Below are 16,491 nucleotides of genomic sequence, written 5' to 3'. Positions count from 1 at the left end.
GTATTTACCTGATGTGCGCCCTGCGTACGCCAGCTTATGTCAGGATAGTTTGCAATGAGTATAGACGCCGCTCGTCAATCCGACCGGATTCGATTCATTACCCGCTTGGTGTTCCATAGCGCGCAAGGACTGCGCATCGAAGGCCAGTCCAACGATGTCAGCCTCAGCGGCGCATTCCTGAAAACCCCTGGAAAAGCACAGAATATCGATGAGGGGGAGAGCGGCGTGGCGCAGATCACCGTGCGCGAAGGCGATTCGGAAGTGACCATGTCCTTCCCCTGCCGCGTGGCGCGGGTCACCGAAGCGGGAGTCGGCCTCCACTTCGACGTCGAATCCGAAGAGGAGGATGAGGGCGACGAACAGGAGTATGACGAGGACGACTAAGGCGCCGACGAAGCCTGAACTGTTCAACCTGCTTTAATGTCACGCTATTTTACCTGCACGCCCCGCGCCGCCCACATTTTGGGACCAACGCAATGACCATCCCCCCCGCTCTTTGCTTCGGCCCTTGGCGCCGTTTGCTTAGCCTGATTGCCTGCGTGTTCATCCTGAGCGCTTGCCAAACCACAACGCCATCCGCACCCAGTGAAAAATCGACCGTTGCGCGCTCCGGGCAAGCCCGTTCCGCCGACGGCGCCATGATCCATTACACCGACTCCGGCTCCGGCGATGCGGCGATCGTGCTGATTCATGGCTGGTCATGCGATGAACGCTATTGGCGCAAGCAGATTCCTGAGTTGGCCAACCAGTATCGTGTGGTGACCCTGGATCTGGCCGGACATGGCCAGTCGGGATTGCGCGACGATTATCCCATCACCGCCTTTGCCCAGGATGTGGCGGCGGTGGTCGAGCGCCTGCAGCTGAAACAGGTGGCGCTCGTCGGCCACTCCATGGGCGGACCGGTGGCGCTGGAGTCGGCGCGTCTGCTGCCCCATCGCGTGGCGGGCGTGGTGGCGGTGGACTCGTTTCACACCGGCTTCCCCTGGCCGCAAGACGAAGCAGGCATGACGCCGTTCCTGACTCAGTTCGACAAGGATTTTCACGGCGCCGCGCAGAAGATGGTGCGCGACATGTTCGGCATTGGCGCTGATCCGGAGCTGATCGAGTGGGTGGTCGGCGATATGTCTCAGGCGCCGAAAACAGTGGGCATGAGCGCCATGCGCCATCTGTTCCAGTGGCACAGGGATCCGGCGACCGCTTTCGACGCCGTGGCTGCGCCCATCGCCCACATCAACGCCAAGGGGCGTTTTGGTCAGACGCCGCCCCTCTCCTTGCGCAATAACGAAGAGATCTTCTGGATTGAAGGCGTAGGCCACTTTGTGCCAATGGAAGCGCCGCAGCGTTTCAGCGAAACTCTGGAGATGATCCTGCAGGGGTGGAAATTCCCGCGTCGGGTGAATTGATCGCTATCGTCAATCGAATTCAATATTGGACATTGGCGATTTTGAAAAGGGAAGAGATCGAGGGCTTTGCCCTCGATATCCCAAGATCAACAGCCACACCGTGATTCAGGCCATCCATGGTCCTCACCCTTCGGGCTCGCTGCGCGAGTCCGATTCGGATTCGGCAATCCTGCCGAATCGTGGGTCCGCCCTGGATTACACACCGTTGGCGCTGGGCGCGCGCCCCCAGACCCCGCCGCCGAGCAGTCGGCGGCCAAAATAGTCGCTAGCATTCAAAAGTGAACATATGGGTTCTGAAAGATATCGAGGGCTATGCCCTCGAGCTCCCAAGGCAACATCCAAACCGTGGGCTCCGCCCACACCCGCTTAAGGGTCACAGACCCTTAAGAATCCCGACAAATTTCCGTTGGAAATTTGTCCCATAGTCAGCGCAAGCCGGACCTGCGTCACACAAACATTAGCCGTTCTGTGCAGTTTTGGTTTTGCCTCACACTATGTCAGGCGAACATCAGTTTGTAGGACATGATCACCAACAGCACCCCAAACGCGCGCTTGAGCAGGGTTTGATCCAGCTTGTGCGCCAGCTTCACCCCCACCGGCGTAGTGATGAGCGTTCCGGCCACCACCCCCAATCCCGTCAGCCACGACACATAGCCCCAGCTGCCTGGCGGCAGCGCCGCTGCGTCCCAGCCCTGTTGCATGAAGGCCATGGCGCCCAACAGCGCAATCCCCACCCCCAGCGCAGACGAAGTCGCCACCGCCTCGCGCATACTGGCGCGCATGAGGATGGTCAGGGTGGGCACGCTCATGGTGCCGCCACCGATGCCAAACAGCGCGCTGACGCCGCCAATCACACCGCCTAAAGCCGACTGCGCCCACGCAGAGGGACGCCAGGTGACGCGTCCGTTCTCGCCGATGTTGAGCAGCATCTTCACGCCGATAATGCCCACAAAGGCGCCAAACGCCGTCTTCAACGCGGCGCCGTCGATGTGCGCCGCCGCCACCGCGCCGCCCAACGCCCCCAACAGCACGCCCGGAACAAACCATGTGGCCAAATCCCAGCGCACCGCGCCGCGTTTATGGTGGTGCCACACCGCAGACAGGTTGGTGATGACAATGGTGGCCAGAGAGGTCCCCACCGCCAGTTGCATCATGATGCTGGCGTCAACCCCGCGCCAGGTATACAGGGCCAGTAGCGCTGGTACGATGATCACCCCGCCGCCTACGCCGAACAGTCCCGCAATCACCCCCGCAAACAGCCCCGTGGCCGCCGCGCCCAGCAGAAACAGCATCATCGCCTACAGCTCCAAAACCTGTTTGGCCAGCGGCACCGTCAACGGGCGTTGGAGCTTCAGCGCCGCCCGGTCCAGACGCACCAACGCCGCTGACGCCTCGCCGATGCTGCGCGGCAGACGCAGCAGCAGAAAATGGCGCAACTCGGCGCTCAACCGCACGCCCCGATCCGCCGCCAACTTGTCCAGGATCGCTCCCAACTCGGACTCGTCGGGCTGCTCGACATTCAGCACCGGTCCCCACAGCAGGCGGGACTTCAGATCATCGCGCAGATTACGCATCTCCTGCGGCGCCACCTGCGCAGCGCCGACAAAAACGCCGCCGCCTGCGCGCAACGCATTGTAGAGAAATAGCGTCGCCTCCTGCAGCGCCGGGTCCAATTGCAGCCGCTCCAGGCCATCCACGGCGATCAGCCCGCCCGCATCCTGTTGCGCCAGAAAGTCGCTCAACGCCTGCTCCAGGTCATCACACCCGGCCAACTGCGCCGACAGCGCAGCGCAATCCAGGTACGCCCCGGCGCTGCGTCCGTTGCGCGCCTGATGCGCGCCCACCGCCGCCTGCAGCAGATGGGTTTTGCCCAACCCCGCTTCAGCTACGATCACCAAGCTGGAAACACCCAGCGCAAAGGGATCACGCAGGGCCGCCACCGCCTCCGCATTATGCGGGCCGCTCACCAGGGAGTAGAAGGTGAAATCAGGATCCAGAGGGTAGTTGAGCAGTAACTGGCTGGCGCCCTCGCCCGGGGAGTCGCTCATGGCGCGCCCCCCGGATCAGACGAGGTGGCGCGGCGGGTCCACTCGATGGTGTAAGCCAACCCGGAGGCAGCGGTAGTGAGGGCGGCAAAAATCAGCAGTGGCGTAAACAGCCACTCAAACGCGCCAAACGCCTGCTCCGCCAGCACCGCCACCAACAGGGTGATCTGCGCCACGGTATTGAGCTTGCTGATAATCAGCGGCTCCATGCGCAACGCGCCGGTGGCCAGTTGATACACCAGCGCGCCGCCGACAATGACCAGATCCCGCGTCACCACCAGCAGCGTCATCCACAACGGCATCACATCGATCACGCTCAGGGTGATAAAACCTGAAAGGAGCAGAAGCTTGTCCGCCAGAGGATCCAGATAGGCGCCCAGTTCGGTCTGCAAGCCAAAGCGCTTGGCGATAAAGCCATCCACCGCATCGGTGACGCCCGCAACCAGGAACAGCCAGAGAGCCGCATTCATCCAATCGTTGAGCAGCAACCAGATAAACAGCGGCGCCGAGAAGATGCGCAAAAACGACAGGGTATTGGGCACATTCAGAATAACTGGACCCGCCATGCGCCCTCCGCATCTTCGGACACGCGCCACCCCTGCGCGCTCAGCCACTCCCGCAGGCGCGCCGGTTCGCCCTGCAGGCTCAAACGCAACTTCGCCATATCCCAACGGCTGCCGCGCACTTCAAGACGGCGGACTTCGGCCATATCGCGCAGTTTGCACTCCAGATCCGCATAGCGGGTCAAATCGCCGCCAAAGCGCACATCCAGATCCACAAAGGCGTCGGCGTTGGCGCCGGAAAGCTGAGCGCTCATCCACTCCTTGGCGACTTGGTCCAGCAGGCTCTCGGCCAGTTGCTCCAGCAGCGTCTGTTCGGCCTCTTGTAGAGAGTTGAAAGAGCCGACGCTCTGGGCCTTGATCTCCACCGCGTCCGCGCCGCGCGAAGCGGCGTCGAGACGACCCACCGCATAGAAGCGCCGCTCTTTCTGATCCGCTTGCTGAGGATACTCGCCCACCTGCCCCTGCACCGACCAGATGCGCGCGGCGCCGTAGCGCTTGATCACCCAGTCAAAGGTCTTCTCATCCCCGGCCATGGCCTGGCCCCACTTGAGATTGACCAGATCCTCCACATCCTGCAGCGGGATCGCCACATCCAACCCGCGCGCCCGCGCCTGCTTGGAAAATGCGCGCCACAGCGGGTCGTTTTTTCCTGCATAGCGCCATCCGGAGGCGGTGCTCAACCCCACCAGCGCCAACACTTTGGGCATGGGCGAGTCGGTAAACAACACGCCATTGTCGCGCAACATCTGGCGTGTTTTTTCCCGGTCGAAGGCGATATTGGCCACAATGGCGAAGCTGGAGCTGTCGGTGGCGTAGCGTTCGCTTTGAATCACCACTCGCCGCACCAGGGAGTCGGTGAGATTGCGCATCTCACCGATGGCCTTCTCCTGCTCCTGCAACACGTTCTGCGGCGCCAGACGCGCCAACAGACGATCGAAAGCGATGCGTTTGGCGCGCCACAGCGCCACCGCCCGCGGAGTCTTATTCTCCGCCAAGGGCAGGTCCACACGCACGCGCACGCCGTCCACCTCATACAGAATCTCTTCGGCCTGCACTGAGGTTGGCGCAATGAACAGAGTGCTGAGCCAGATCACCAAAAAGGTGACGCTGAGCCTGATCAATCCGGGATGCGGCGGTGAAGCAGTCATGAAGCGTGCGTTCCACATTGCGATGGTGGCGGACAAAATCGTATAGTACTCCGCCTGAACCCTTGAACAAAGTGCTTTCAAGACGGGCGGCCATGACCCAGGAAACGCAATCCCCAAAAGAACCGCGCGCGGGCGGCTTGACCTACCGCGACGCTGGAGTCGATATCGACGCGGGCAACCGACTGGTTTCCCTCATCAAGAGCGCTGTGGCCTCTACCGCGCGCCCGGAAGTGCGCTCGGATCTGGGCGGCTTTGGCGCGTTGTTCGACCTGGACATCAGCAAGTACCGCAACCCCTTGCTGGTTTCCGCCACCGACGGCGTGGGCACCAAGCTGAAGCTGGCGTTCCTCACTGGTCGGCATGATACCGTGGGCATCGATCTGGTGGCCATGTCGGTGAACGATCTGGTGGTGCAGGGCGCCGAGCCTCTCTTCTTCCTCGACTACTTCGCCACCGGCAAGCTCGACCCCGAGGCGGCGGCCACGGTGGTGCAGGGCATCGCTGAAGGGTGCCGCCAAGCCGGTTGCGCTCTCATCGGCGGCGAAACCGCCGAAATGCCGGACTTCTACCAAGCGGGCGAGTATGACCTGGCGGGCTTTGCCGTGGGCGTGGTGGATCGCGACCGTCTCATCGACGGCCAACGCATCGCCCCAGGCGACGCTGTGATTGGTCTGGCCTCCTCCGGCCCCCACGCCAACGGTTATTCGCTGATTCGCAAAATGGTGCTGGCCGAAGGCGGTCCGGGTCTGGACGCGCCCTTCGGCGACGCCACCCTGGGCGACGCGCTGATCACTCCCACCCGCATCTATGTGCGCGCGCTGTTGGCGCTGGCGGCACAATGCGACGTCAAGGGGTTGGTGCACATCACCGGCGGCGGCTATTGGGAGAACATTCCCCGTGTGTTGCCCGACGCCATCGCTGTCACCCTGCGCAAGAGCGCCTGGGAGCGATTGGAGATTTTCAATTATCTGCAGAAGCTCGGCAACGTCTCCGAGGAGGAGATGCTGCGCACCTTCAACTGCGGCCTGGGCATGATCGTTATCGTTCCCCAGGAGCAGGCGGATAACGCGCTGTCGATTCTCAAGCAAGCGGGTGAAACCCCCTACCTTATCGGCCACTGCCACGCTCGTGAGGGCGACGGACCGCAGGTGACGATCCTTGACTGAGTCCAACGCCATCCCCTGCCGCATCGCCGTGCTGATCTCCGGCTCCGGCAGCAATCTTCAGGCGCTGATGGATCGCGTGGAGGATGGGACCATTCCGGGTCGCATCGTGCGGGTGATCAGCAACAAGGCCGACGCCTATGGCCTCACCCGCGCCCAGGAAGCGGGCATCGACACCCTGGTGATCGATCACAAAGCCTACGACTCCCGCGAAGCCTTCGACGCCGCGCTGATCGCAGCCATCGACGCCGACGAGGCCGATCTGGTCTGCCTGGCGGGCTTCATGCGCGTGCTCACCGGCGGCTTTGTGCGCCACTATGTGGGTCGCCTGATCAACGTCCACCCCTCGCTGCTGCCCGCCTTCCCCGGCCTCAAAGTGCAGCAGAAGGCCATTGATGCCGGCGTGCGCTTCTCCGGCTGCACCGTGCACTTTGTCGAAGAGGAAGTAGACGCCGGCCCCATCATCGCCCAGGCGGTGGTCCCCATTCTCCCCGATGACGACGCCAGCGCGCTGGCCGGGCGCATCCTCAAACAGGAGCATCGCATCTACCCTCTGGCGGTGAAGCTGTTTGCTGAAGGGCGGCTCTCCACCCGCAACCGCACCGTGCTGGTGGATGGGCAACCATGGGAGCCGGAGACAGCCCTGGTCAACCCGCCGCTGCCCGCCCCCCTGACCAGTGCTCCCAGACGCCGCGCCGGACCTTAATCGCTGCGTGCGGCCATCAACACTTGCTTCCTCTTTGCGTGCGGGGATAGTATTAACGATCCTCCCAACTGCACGCCGCGTTACTGTCCAGTATGAGCCGATTCCACGACCGTACCCCCACCGAACCCTCCTGGCTGGAGAATCCCATCAGCCTTGTGGAGGAGTATTGCATCGACCAGGATTGGCAGGTGGAGCGCCCCAATGACAACGAACTGTGGGGCGAAATCCTCGGCAACTGGGGCGGCTATCGACTGTGGGTGATCTTCCACGAAGACACCGAGTTTCTGCAGTTCAACGCCTATTTGAACCTGAAGATCCCCACCCGTTTCACCAACACCGTGGCGCAGACCATCACCTTGATCAACGAGCGCATCTGGATCGGGCATTTTGAGATCTGGGGCGAGGAGTCCACGCCGGTGTTTCGCTTGGTGATGCCCATGCGCGGGGCGGAGTTGAGCGACGAGCAGGTGGATGACATCTTCGCCTCCCTGTATCAGGAGTGCGAGCGTTTCTACCCCTGTTTTCAGTGGGTGATCTGGGGCGGCAAGAGCCCGGCGGACGCCATCGCCGCAGCCATGGTGGACACCGAAGGCGAAGCGTAATGTCCGCTTGCGATGGGAACGTCATCGGCGCGTCAAAAAATCCTTGACCCACATCCGCTTTAACGGCATGATGTGCGTCCTTGTGAGTATGGGCGGTTAGCTCAGCGGGAGAGCACTACCTTGACACGGTAGGGGTCACAAGTTCAATCCTTGTACCGCCCACCATTCTTTCTACTGAAATCTCAGTAGCTTAGAAGCAATCATATCCTGTCCTGGCTAGAAACAAATAGTCCTTGGTTCACTCTTGGTTCACTAAGAGGAGCAGGGCAGGATGGCTTCTATCAGCAAACGTACCGGCAAGTATCGAGTTCTGATCCGTCGCAAGGGTCAGCCACCACTCTCCCAAACATTCCTGAAACGCACTGACGCAGAGGCATGGGCTCGAAAGATTGAGTCTGAGCTTGAGCGCGGTCTGTTTTTGGATATCTCCTCAGCGAAGACAACGCCATTCTCACAAGTGGCTGAACGCTACACGCAAGAGATCCTTCCCTCCAAGAAATCCGGCTCTGTTCAGGCTTACCGACTCCAGCATTTTGTACGATACTTTAGCAATCGAACACTGGACCAAATCACGCCACACCTTGTCACACGATACCGAGAAGCTCGGTTAGAAGTCGTCAGCAAGCAGTCTGTGCGGGATGAGCTCAGTATTTTACGACGCATTTTCAAGCTGGCTATGAGTGAATGGGGAATCACGCTGCCCAAGGGAAATCCAGTTGAACAGGTACGATTACCAGAACCCTCCAAAGGACGTGACAGACGACTGGAGCCTGGAGAACTGGAAGCTTTGATTGATTGCCTTCCAAAGCGCGGTCCTGTACGAGAGATCGTTCTCCTTGCAGTGGAGACAGCCATGCGACGTGAGGAGATCACTAAGATGGATTGGCGTGATATCGACTGGAAGAAACGCACGCTGCATATCCCAGAGACGAAGACCGCTATTCCACGCACTATCCCCCTCTCCTCTACAGCCATTGAGATCTTGAAGCACCGCCAGGAGAAGAGCCCAGCCATCGCCGGGAGGATATTCACCATCCAGCCAGGGGGCGTGAGCCATGCGTTCAAGTGTTTCGGTTCAGTTGGAAAATGACAAACAAGCCGTTTATAATGTGTAGATAATAAGCGGAGGTTTGTATGGAACGGAAGAAGCGGAGATTTACGGCTGAGCAGAAGGTAGGCTATGTGCGCCGTCACCTGGTCGAGAAGGTGGTTCTCTCGGATCTGTGTGACGAGGCGGGCATTCAGCCCAGCCAGTACTATCGCTGGCAAAAGGCTTTGTTTGAGAACGGCGAAGCGGCCTTGTCTGACAAACGCGGCCAAAAGGCTTGTGACCGACAGATTGCCGAACTAGAAGCGAAGTTGGCAACCAAAAATGAAGTTATGTCCGAGCTTCTTGAGGCGCATGTTGCGCTAAAAAAAAGTCTTGGGGTGAGCTGAACGGCTGCTGGGTGGAGCCGGACATACGGGATTCGGTGGTGGATTTCGTGGCGTTTTGGTCAGACAAGAGCGAAATCGACACGAGCCGAATTATCAACTGGATAGGCGTGCAAAGGGGCAAGTTCTATTCATGGCGCAAGCGCTATGGAATGGTTAACGACCACAATGGCCGTATTCCCCGAGATTTTTGGCTGGACGATTGGGAAAGGGAAGCGATTGTCGCCTTTTTCCATGAACATCCGTCAGAGGGCTATCGGCGCCTGACCTACATGATGCTGGATGCAGGCGTGGTGGCGGTCAGCCCCTCTTCAGTGCTGCGTGTGCTCAGAACTGCCGGGCTGATGCGTCGTTGGAGCCCACCGCCCTCGCAGAAGGGCACAGGGTTCAAACAGCCTTCGGAGCCGCATAAACACTGGCATGTGGACATCTCCTATCTGAATATCCAGGGGACGTTCTACTATCTGTGCAGTGTCCTGGATGGATGTAGCAGGTTTATCCTCCACTGGGAGATTCGTGAGTCGATGAAGGAAGATGAGGTTGAAGTGGTCCTGCTCCGAGCTCAGGAGGCCTATCCGGAAGCTAAGCCGCGGCTGATCTCAGACAATGGGCCGCAGTTCGTTGCCAACGATTTTAAGGCGTTCATCCGGGAATCCGGCATGACGCATGTGAGGACTTCGCCTTACTATCCGCAGAGCAACGGAAAGCTGGAGCGTTTTCACGGTAGTTTGAAGCGTGAGTGCATTCGGCCTCAGACGCCATTATCGCTGGAAGATGCCCAGCGGGTTGTGGGAAAGTACGTCGAGCATTACAACACCCGGCGGCTCCATAGCGCCATCGACTACGTCACCCCACAGGATCGCCTGGAAGGGCGGCATGTGCAGATCCTGGCCGAACGAGATCAAAAGCTTGAGGCGGCCAGAGAACGGCGTCGGACGACGCACCAAAAGCAGTCTTTTCAGCCATCCCAAAAAATGGCTGAAAAGGCGAACAGCTAACTGATATTTTGGTTTAGACGGTTGTCATGTTTCCGCTGAACCAGCACACAAGAAGGCATGCGACAAAGCTGGAATTGAGAACCTGCACTTCCACGATCTGAGGCACGAGGCAACCACACGCTTCTTTGAGAAGGGGCTCAATCACATGCAGGTTGCAACAATCACAGGCCACAGGGACATCAAGATGCTGATGCGCTACACCCACCTGAAAGCCGAGAACCTTGTTGAAATGATCGGTTGATTGGAATGGCGCAGCGCATTGGGGTTTTGACCATCAAATCAATCACAAAGCCTTGATTGCTGCGCCTTTCCTGACTATCTCTCCCAGAAAGGTCACCCCCTCTTCCACACCTCGCTTCCTACCTTACAATGAACTGGACAAGCACCCGAATAACACCTAACGAAAAAACATGGCACACAACGTGCTTGCATATACTAGATGCGTGAAGTGCGCTTTCTGCGGGAAGGGCGGCCAATGACATTTTCATTGCTGCGCCAGAATACTCGTCAACCCCTGCCAGCACTACACGCAATCAGACTTTCGCTGTTAGTTATTGATATTGTGAGCAATTTATGCCGCCAAACTCAGCGCAGGAATTCACAGGAGACGAGAAAGGAGGGATGACAGTTTCATCGGGCTGAATTTTGCGCCCAAACAGGAAAGGAATCTGCCACAGGAAGGAGGAGGAACCGTCAAGGCAGTGACACTTCGCCAAAAATATGACGTTGCAGTCTTGGCAGTATGCGTATTTTGCCCAAGCTTCTGCACACTGTCAACCATTTTCTGAGCTTTTGCTCTACTTTTTTTTGGAGACACATTATGAGCATCAATAAGTTAGCAATCCGAGATTTTGTGACTACTCTTGGAAAAGAAAGCTGCGTCTTTCAAACCTTCAGTGACAAAAAGGGCGCTGGTGGAGGAGACCCTCTGGCTAGGGCAGTAACGGGCAACGTGGACAACCTTCTGCCTGACCTGAGCAATCTGGACGAGGCTGGCGCTGGAATTTTCCTGCAAATCAACGAAGGGCCAGAGCGTGGCAATCAGCACATCACTGATGTCACTGCCCTCTTTGTTGATACGGACGGCGCACCACTTGAGCCTATTTTAGACGCCATGCCCACTCCCCATATTCTGGTCCAGAGCAGCCCAGACAAATACCACGTCTACTGGCGGGTGAGTGATTGTCCACTGGACAGCTTCAAGGAAGTGCAGAAACGATTGGCCAATGCATTTGGAACCGACCCGAGCGTGTGTGATTTGTCGCGAGTCATGCGAGTCCCTGGCTCATGGCATCGAAAGACGGACAGCCCGTTTCAAGTAGAGATGGTGGAGGATGACCTGCCCCCCTACCCCCTTGCGAAAATCGAGGCTGCACTCAAGCGGGTTGAGAGAATCTCTTTGCCTGAGAGCATCCAGACGATCTTTGATGAACTCCGCAACGCTCAACCTGGAGATCGCAACAATACGCTCAACCGAGTGGCGTACGCCTGCGGCCAACAATCAGCATCACTGGATACAGATCCCAGGGAGGAGCTGCGAAAGATCGCCAAGTCCATTGGGCTGGATGACGGTGAAATTAACGCCACCATAGAAAGCGGCTTCACTTCTGGTCAGGGCTCTCCTCAGAGGTCCGTTCCGGAGAAAGGGGAAGAGGATCTGAACGATAAGCACGCCATCGCAATGATCGAAGGGAAAGCAGTGATCATCAACGAGGGTTCAGACGGGGCTATATCGTTTAGCAGCAAGGCTGATTTCAATGTCGCCACAGCGAGCATGAAACCTCAACCAGATCCGCACAATCCGAATCGAACGATCTCGGCAGCAGATGCTTGGATTAAGAGCCCGTTCCGTCGTTTCTACGAGCGGGTAGTCTTCGATCCGAGCGAGAAATGTCCAGTGGAGCATTACAATCTCTGGCGAGGATTTGCAGTCGAGCCTTCAGGCAATCATGAGGCTTGCCAACCTTTCCTGGACCACATCAAGAACGTGATTTGCAGCGGAAATGATGTGCATTACAACTATCTGATCTCATGGATGGCTGATGCTGTTCAGAATCCAGGCAAGCGCCCTGGTGTTGCTGTCGTGCTACTAGGAGGACGAGGCACAGGCAAGGGAATGTTCGCCAAGCACTTCGGATCTCTGTTTGGGGGGCACTATCGCCAGCTTGTTCAGCCACGGCACTTAACGGGCAACTTCAACTCGCATCTGAAGGACGCCTTGATGGTGTTTGCAGATGAGGCTTTTTGGGGAGGCAACGTCAAGGAGGAGGGGCCGCTGAAAGCTTTGATCACTGAGGACCAGTTGATGATTGAGCCCAAGGGGGTGAACTCGTTCGCCATCCAGAATCACATACACCTCATCATGGCGACCAACAACGCATGGGCTGTTCCTGCTGGAATTGATGAGCGCCGCTTCTTCTGCTTGGAGGTCTCTGACAGCATGAAGCAAGATCACGAATATTTTGGTGCGCTTGATGAAGCAATGATGAACGGTGGAATTGAGGCTTTGCTAGGATTCCTGCTTGAGTGGCCTCTGGAAGGAGTCAACTTGCGGCAGGTGCCTCAAACGGATGCGCTGAAATTCCAGAAGGATTTATCGATGAGCCCACTTCAGCGGTTCTGGCAACAGCTGCTGGCAGACGGATTTCTTCCGGGCGAAGAGGTTGGCGAAGAATTACCCTGGGATGACGAACCAGTTTCCATTGCTACGGACGAGCTGCGTATCTTGCTGAAGCAGTTTTGCCAGGAGCATGGGATTACGCGCACACCGAGTCCCGCTGAGGTTGGGAAGACACTCAACCAGCTCTGCCCTGGCATGACGAAGACGCGACCCCGTACAAACAATTCCAAACGCAAACAGCACTATACCCTTCCAGTCCTGGATGAGTGCCGCTATGCATTTGAGTTGGCTATGGGAGGCGCGCCTATCGACTGGAATGCTGTGTAGGTGGTCAGGGTGGTCAGGGTGGTCATAGAAGATTTATGATCCAGAGATGAAACGGTGGGGGTGTGGGTGACTGGGCCCCTGCTGTTCTCATCTGAATCTCAATTTCACTGTGACCACTATGACCACTGTGACCATCCCCAAACTTAACGACTTCCAGTCACCTGGAACGCTGCCTAGTAGAGGGGATGGGTGGCTTCCTTTGGAATTGAGCAGAGCCAACTGAGCTACCTCCAACCCATGAATCGAGACTATTATTCAAGAACTTGAGGTCAGCGAACCCAGAAAATCTAGCAAAAATTTCTTTTTGATCGGTTTACTCAGATGGCCATCACAACCAGCTTTAAGGCTCTGTTCTCGGGCCTCGGTTAAAACATGAGCAGATAAGGCAAAAATCGGTGTGGCTGCGAGACCTTTTTCCTGCTCCAATTGCCTAATTGCCTGAGTTGCTGCATAGCCGTCCATTTCCGGCATTTGCACATCCATCAACACCAGATCAAACGCTCCTGACTTGAAGGCATCAACAGCCTGTGCTCCAGTACGGGCAAATGAAATCTGGTGAGGAGTATTCTTCAAATAGGCCTTCAGCAGGGTAATGTTATCCTCTGAGTCCTCAGCGACCAGGAGCTTCAGCCGGGTGACTTTTTGAGTTTCTTCTGCCTTGTTGCCAGCCAAGATAGGACTGTCAGGAGCCTCTGTGCGAACCAGGGGAATCTCAAAATAAAACTTGCTGCCTTCGCCCTCTTTGCTGTCAACTCCGATTGAACCATCCATTCGCTGAACAATCGCTTTACAGATAGCCAAACCCAGACCAGTGCCGCCGAAACGCCTCGTAACGCTAGTGTCTGCCTGTACGAAAGGGGAGAAAATGACGGCCTGCTTCTTATCTGAAATGCCGACACCAGTGTCCGACACAGTGAACTGACACCTATCTCCTTCTTTCTCAATAACTGCTAGAGTGACAGAACCTTTTTCAGTGAATTTCATAGCGTTACCAACCAAGTTAATCAGGATCTGCTGCAATCGAGTTCGATCACTGTATGCCCATTCTGGGACATTTTCAGAAATGTCATAATTGAGCGCCAACTCTTTCTGGTCAGCCTGATGTGCAAAAATACGCACCACATCACGCACCACTAAGGATGTCCTTATAGGCTCAATACTAAGGCTAATCTCTCCTGCTTCAATGCGGGATAAATCCAGAATGTCATTGATAATTGTGAGCAGGGCTTCGCTGGCGCTTTGCACCACCTCCAAATAGTGACGCTTTTGGCTATCCGTCTCCTCTTCTAACAGGAGCTCACCCATTCCCAATACAACATTCATAGGAGTGCGAATTTCATGGCTCATATTGGCCAAAAAATCACTCTTCGCCATATTGGCTTTTTCCGCCTCCTCCTTTGCTATGACCAACTCCCGTTCAGCACGACTGCGCTCTGTAATATCTCGCTGCGTCTCTACAATACCAATCAACGCGCCGTCGTGATCATTTAACGGCGAGGCGGAAAGCTCTATCAATCGCTCTTCACCCTGGGCATCGTAATGCGTGTGAACCACTGAGGTAGCGTTGCCCGTTTTAAACACAATTTCCAACGGACAAGGGTGGCCATCGCCGCTGCATGGTTCAGGCTGATTGTGGGAAATGGAATAGCAATAGGAGGTTACCTCTGTCGATTGGCATAGAGCACTTTCTCTAGCAACCTTGTTAATTAACTTCACCTGATAATCGCCGCCAATCACCATAATGGGATCCTGTACGGCATCAATCACGGTTTGCAGAAAATATTGTTGATGCTTTCGTTTTTTCACCTCCTCGTCCAATTCATGGGTCCGTTCATCAATCTGCCGATGCAAACTACTCGAGACCACGCGAATGGCCCCCCAGATCAGCAGTTCCAAAATGATAAATCCAAAAGCACCAATGGCAAGGTTACTGCGGATAGCTTTGTGATAGGCTTGGACCTCCTCATTAACAGAAGTCCACAGTAAGATCACCCCTACCGGTGTTTGAGATTGATTTCGCCGTGCGATGTAATCGAACAATGGAAAGTGGGTGACCGAGTAGTTATGGCCAGCATGTTCAACCCAGTGGGTATGATCATCACTGAACCGTCCCCCTTCAAGATAGGGCATGGTGGCTTGCAGAATCTCTTTTACAGGGCGGGAGGCTGCTTCCACCTTGCAATCGCAACCTAAGTTTGAAAATACAAACTGTCGTTTTACAAACTCCTCCCACATGGCCTGATTCACATGCTGGCTTTTGAGCAAGGCTGCGATACCACTACTCAATTGGCGGTCAATAATCTCGAACATGCTCTCGAATGAGGTGCCAACCTCTAGAGTACCCACATGAATGCGCGCACCATTTGCAGGATCATCCGCATACACCGGGACTACACCGCGCAGCCCAGAGTAGATTCTCCCGGTTTCAAATCCTGTCAGTGTGCTCTGCCGCTTATAGCTATCCTCAATGATGTAGCGCAAACCATCCATACGATCGCCGAACTTGTCAGGCTGATGCACACGCAAAAAGCTGAGTGATCCAGGGCCTAGGTGAAAGTGGAGTTGGCGCACATCGTACTTGGCAGTCATCTGTTCCCAGCGCGGCCCTACCTCTTCAAGCAATGCCTGACGAATGCGGGCCGCTCCTGATCCACCAGCACCTCCCCCTTCAGCTTCAACTGCTTGCTTACCTTTTAAAAACAGTTGCTGAATTTTCGGATCCAAACTAATGAATGTGGCCATCTGCTGCATATTGGCCAGAGTGGAATTCAACAGGAGTTGGAAAGCGGACTTCTGTTCTCTGCCTCGCTTGGAAAAAGATTCCATCAAGGCATTTTGAGCCGCAACATAATTATAGCTGACAAAAAGAAAATCTGAGCTCAGCAAGGCTAGGCTTAGATAGAGAAAAATCCGAATTTGGCTGCCACTCTGAAAGCGGCCATTTAATAGACTCATCGTGTACGACTCTCACTTGCTCTTCATGCAACACCACCCCATCCATTTCACTTTACGGCATTTGCAGGAATTTTGGCGAGAATTTTAGAACGTGAAATGCATTGATTGTAAAGACTCCCCCCTTCCACCCTACCCCACCCCACCGATTTAGTTGCAGATGGTTTGGTTCAATCCTGGTTCAATCCTGGTTCACTGAGAGTCGTTTTCTGGAGGTATTGGTCGAGCGTTGGATTTGACAGGCGTGTGTGTCTTGTGTCAGTATGTATTTAATTTACTGGGCTATTTTGTTAGCTCAGCCAGGGATAGAGAAGCTTGCTTCTTGGAGGGTGAAACCCGGAGCACTACCTTGACACGGTAGGGGTCACAAGTTCAATCCTTGTACCGCCCACCATTCCGACATTCTAAAAAAGGCCGACGCATTTTCGTCGGCCTTTTTTATTGCCGCTTTTTACTCTCTGTCGCCTGTGGACTGCGCCCTTTGATTGCCACGTGACGCAGCATCACAAACCGCAGGAACGCCATCCACT

General features: G+C 56.2%; 14 protein-coding genes, 1 tRNA gene and 1 pseudogene. 11 read left to right on the top strand and 5 right to left on the bottom strand.

The window, feature by feature from the left end:
* Window positions 1-54: 54 nt before the first annotated feature.
* The gene (locus tag MAIT1_RS07710) at window positions 55-384 is read left to right on the top strand and encodes a PilZ domain-containing protein (RefSeq protein WP_085441703.1); all 330 of its coding nucleotides are present in this window, start codon (window positions 55-57) and stop codon (window positions 382-384) included.
* 254 nt (window positions 385-638) lie between these two features.
* Window positions 639-1,403 (top strand): alpha/beta fold hydrolase, encoded by a 765-nt coding sequence (locus tag MAIT1_RS07705; RefSeq protein WP_158089378.1) that lies wholly within the window; start codon window positions 639-641, stop codon window positions 1,401-1,403.
* 497 nt (window positions 1,404-1,900) lie between these two features.
* On the opposite strand, the gene MAIT1_RS07700 is transcribed toward MAIT1_RS07705, so the two are convergent.
* Genes MAIT1_RS07700 through MAIT1_RS07685 form a run of 4 tightly spaced genes read right to left on the bottom strand, consistent with a single transcriptional unit; the run spans window position 1,901 to window position 5,159 of the window.
* Window positions 1,901-2,698 carry a sulfite exporter TauE/SafE family protein gene (locus MAIT1_RS07700; protein ID WP_085441701.1) on the bottom strand — a complete coding sequence of 266 codons (798 nt, stop codon included), beginning with the start codon at window positions 2,696-2,698 and terminating at the stop codon, window positions 1,901-1,903.
* Between the two features lie 3 nt (window positions 2,699-2,701).
* Complete coding sequence (locus tag MAIT1_RS07695; RefSeq protein ID WP_085441700.1) at window positions 2,702-3,451, bottom strand: DnaA/Hda family protein; 750 nt, start codon at window positions 3,449-3,451, stop codon at window positions 2,702-2,704.
* Window positions 3,448-4,014 carry a CDP-alcohol phosphatidyltransferase family protein gene (locus MAIT1_RS07690; RefSeq protein ID WP_085441699.1) on the bottom strand — a complete coding sequence of 189 codons (567 nt, stop codon included), beginning with the start codon at window positions 4,012-4,014 and terminating at the stop codon, window positions 3,448-3,450. The genes MAIT1_RS07695 and MAIT1_RS07690 overlap by 4 nt, the downstream gene beginning before the upstream one ends.
* Window positions 3,993-5,159 carry a DUF2066 domain-containing protein gene (locus tag MAIT1_RS07685; protein ID WP_158089377.1) on the bottom strand — a complete coding sequence of 389 codons (1,167 nt, stop codon included), beginning with the start codon at window positions 5,157-5,159 and terminating at the stop codon, window positions 3,993-3,995. Before MAIT1_RS07685 ends, MAIT1_RS07690 begins: the two co-directional genes overlap by 22 nt.
* 92 nt (window positions 5,160-5,251) lie before the next feature.
* Here MAIT1_RS07685 and purM point away from each other — a divergent pair, with 92 nt between their 5' ends.
* The 9 genes and pseudogenes from purM (at window position 5,252) to MAIT1_RS07640 (ending at window position 13,009) form a co-directional block, all read left to right on the top strand.
* Entirely contained in the window at window positions 5,252-6,325 is a 1,074-nt protein-coding gene (gene purM, locus MAIT1_RS07680) for a phosphoribosylformylglycinamidine cyclo-ligase (RefSeq protein ID WP_085441697.1), read from the top strand.
* Between the two features lie 10 nt (window positions 6,326-6,335).
* Window positions 6,336-7,028: a phosphoribosylglycinamide formyltransferase gene (purN, locus tag MAIT1_RS07675; protein ID WP_085442020.1), complete on the top strand. Its 693-nt coding sequence runs from the start codon at window positions 6,336-6,338 to the stop codon at window positions 7,026-7,028.
* A gap of 92 nt (window positions 7,029-7,120) precedes the next feature.
* A complete protein-coding gene (locus MAIT1_RS07670; RefSeq protein WP_085441696.1) occupies window positions 7,121-7,630 on the top strand; it encodes a type III secretion system chaperone family protein in 510 nt (169 codons plus the stop codon).
* 90 nt (window positions 7,631-7,720) lie between these two features.
* Window positions 7,721-7,795: transfer RNA gene (locus MAIT1_RS07665), tRNA-Val, on the top strand.
* 106 nt (window positions 7,796-7,901) lie between these two features.
* Complete coding sequence (locus MAIT1_RS07660) at window positions 7,902-8,720, top strand: tyrosine-type recombinase/integrase (RefSeq protein ID WP_085441695.1); 819 nt, start codon at window positions 7,902-7,904, stop codon at window positions 8,718-8,720.
* Window positions 8,721-8,764: 44 nt separating this feature from the next.
* A complete protein-coding gene (locus tag MAIT1_RS07655) occupies window positions 8,765-9,067 on the top strand; it encodes a transposase (protein WP_085440078.1) in 303 nt (100 codons plus the stop codon).
* Between the two features lie 11 nt (window positions 9,068-9,078).
* A complete protein-coding gene (locus MAIT1_RS07650; RefSeq protein ID WP_085441294.1) occupies window positions 9,079-10,062 on the top strand; it encodes an IS3 family transposase in 984 nt (327 codons plus the stop codon).
* Window positions 10,063-10,117: 55 nt separating this feature from the next.
* Window positions 10,118-10,303 (top strand): annotated as a pseudogene (locus MAIT1_RS22570) (tyrosine-type recombinase/integrase); the annotation flags it as partial.
* Window positions 10,304-10,882: 579 nt separating this feature from the next.
* Window positions 10,883-13,009 carry a DUF5906 domain-containing protein gene (locus MAIT1_RS07640; RefSeq protein WP_158089376.1) on the top strand — a complete coding sequence of 709 codons (2,127 nt, stop codon included), beginning with the start codon at window positions 10,883-10,885 and terminating at the stop codon, window positions 13,007-13,009.
* 255 nt (window positions 13,010-13,264) lie between these two features.
* Here MAIT1_RS07640 and MAIT1_RS07635 read toward each other — a convergent pair whose 3' ends face one another.
* The gene (locus MAIT1_RS07635; RefSeq protein ID WP_085441692.1) at window positions 13,265-15,964 is read right to left on the bottom strand and encodes an ATP-binding protein; all 2,700 of its coding nucleotides are present in this window, start codon (window positions 15,962-15,964) and stop codon (window positions 13,265-13,267) included.
* Window positions 15,965-16,491 lie beyond the last annotated feature (527 nt).

Source organism: Magnetofaba australis IT-1 (assembly GCF_002109495.1).
In the GTDB taxonomy this organism is placed as follows: domain Bacteria; phylum Pseudomonadota; class Magnetococcia; order Magnetococcales; family Magnetococcaceae; genus Magnetofaba; species Magnetofaba australis.
Note: the sequence above shows the minus strand (reverse complement) of the source record. Positions and strands in the feature narration are given on the sequence as shown.

Excerpts from the sequence above, each read along its gene's own strand:
- MAIT1_RS07655 (WP_085440078.1), top strand. The coding sequence starts at position 8,765 with ATGGAACGGAAGAAGCGGAGATTTACGGCTGAGCAGAAGGTAGGCTAT.
- MAIT1_RS07700 (WP_085441701.1), bottom strand. The coding sequence starts at position 2,698 with ATGATGCTGTTTCTGCTGGGCGCGGCGGCCACGGGGCTGTTTGCGGGG.
- MAIT1_RS07640 (WP_158089376.1), top strand. The coding sequence starts at position 10,883 with ATGAGCATCAATAAGTTAGCAATCCGAGATTTTGTGACTACTCTTGGA.
- MAIT1_RS07660 (WP_085441695.1), top strand. The coding sequence starts at position 7,902 with ATGGCTTCTATCAGCAAACGTACCGGCAAGTATCGAGTTCTGATCCGT.
- MAIT1_RS07685 (WP_158089377.1), bottom strand. The coding sequence starts at position 5,159 with ATGACTGCTTCACCGCCGCATCCCGGATTGATCAGGCTCAGCGTCACC.
- MAIT1_RS07710 (WP_085441703.1), top strand. The coding sequence starts at position 55 with ATGAGTATAGACGCCGCTCGTCAATCCGACCGGATTCGATTCATTACC.
- MAIT1_RS07695 (WP_085441700.1), bottom strand. The coding sequence starts at position 3,451 with ATGAGCGACTCCCCGGGCGAGGGCGCCAGCCAGTTACTGCTCAACTAC.
- MAIT1_RS07635 (WP_085441692.1), bottom strand. The coding sequence starts at position 15,964 with ATGAGTCTATTAAATGGCCGCTTTCAGAGTGGCAGCCAAATTCGGATT.
- MAIT1_RS07670 (WP_085441696.1), top strand. The coding sequence starts at position 7,121 with ATGAGCCGATTCCACGACCGTACCCCCACCGAACCCTCCTGGCTGGAG.
- MAIT1_RS07705 (WP_158089378.1), top strand. The coding sequence starts at position 639 with ATGATCCATTACACCGACTCCGGCTCCGGCGATGCGGCGATCGTGCTG.
- MAIT1_RS07690 (WP_085441699.1), bottom strand. The coding sequence starts at position 4,014 with ATGGCGGGTCCAGTTATTCTGAATGTGCCCAATACCCTGTCGTTTTTG.
- purM (WP_085441697.1), top strand. The coding sequence starts at position 5,252 with ATGACCCAGGAAACGCAATCCCCAAAAGAACCGCGCGCGGGCGGCTTG.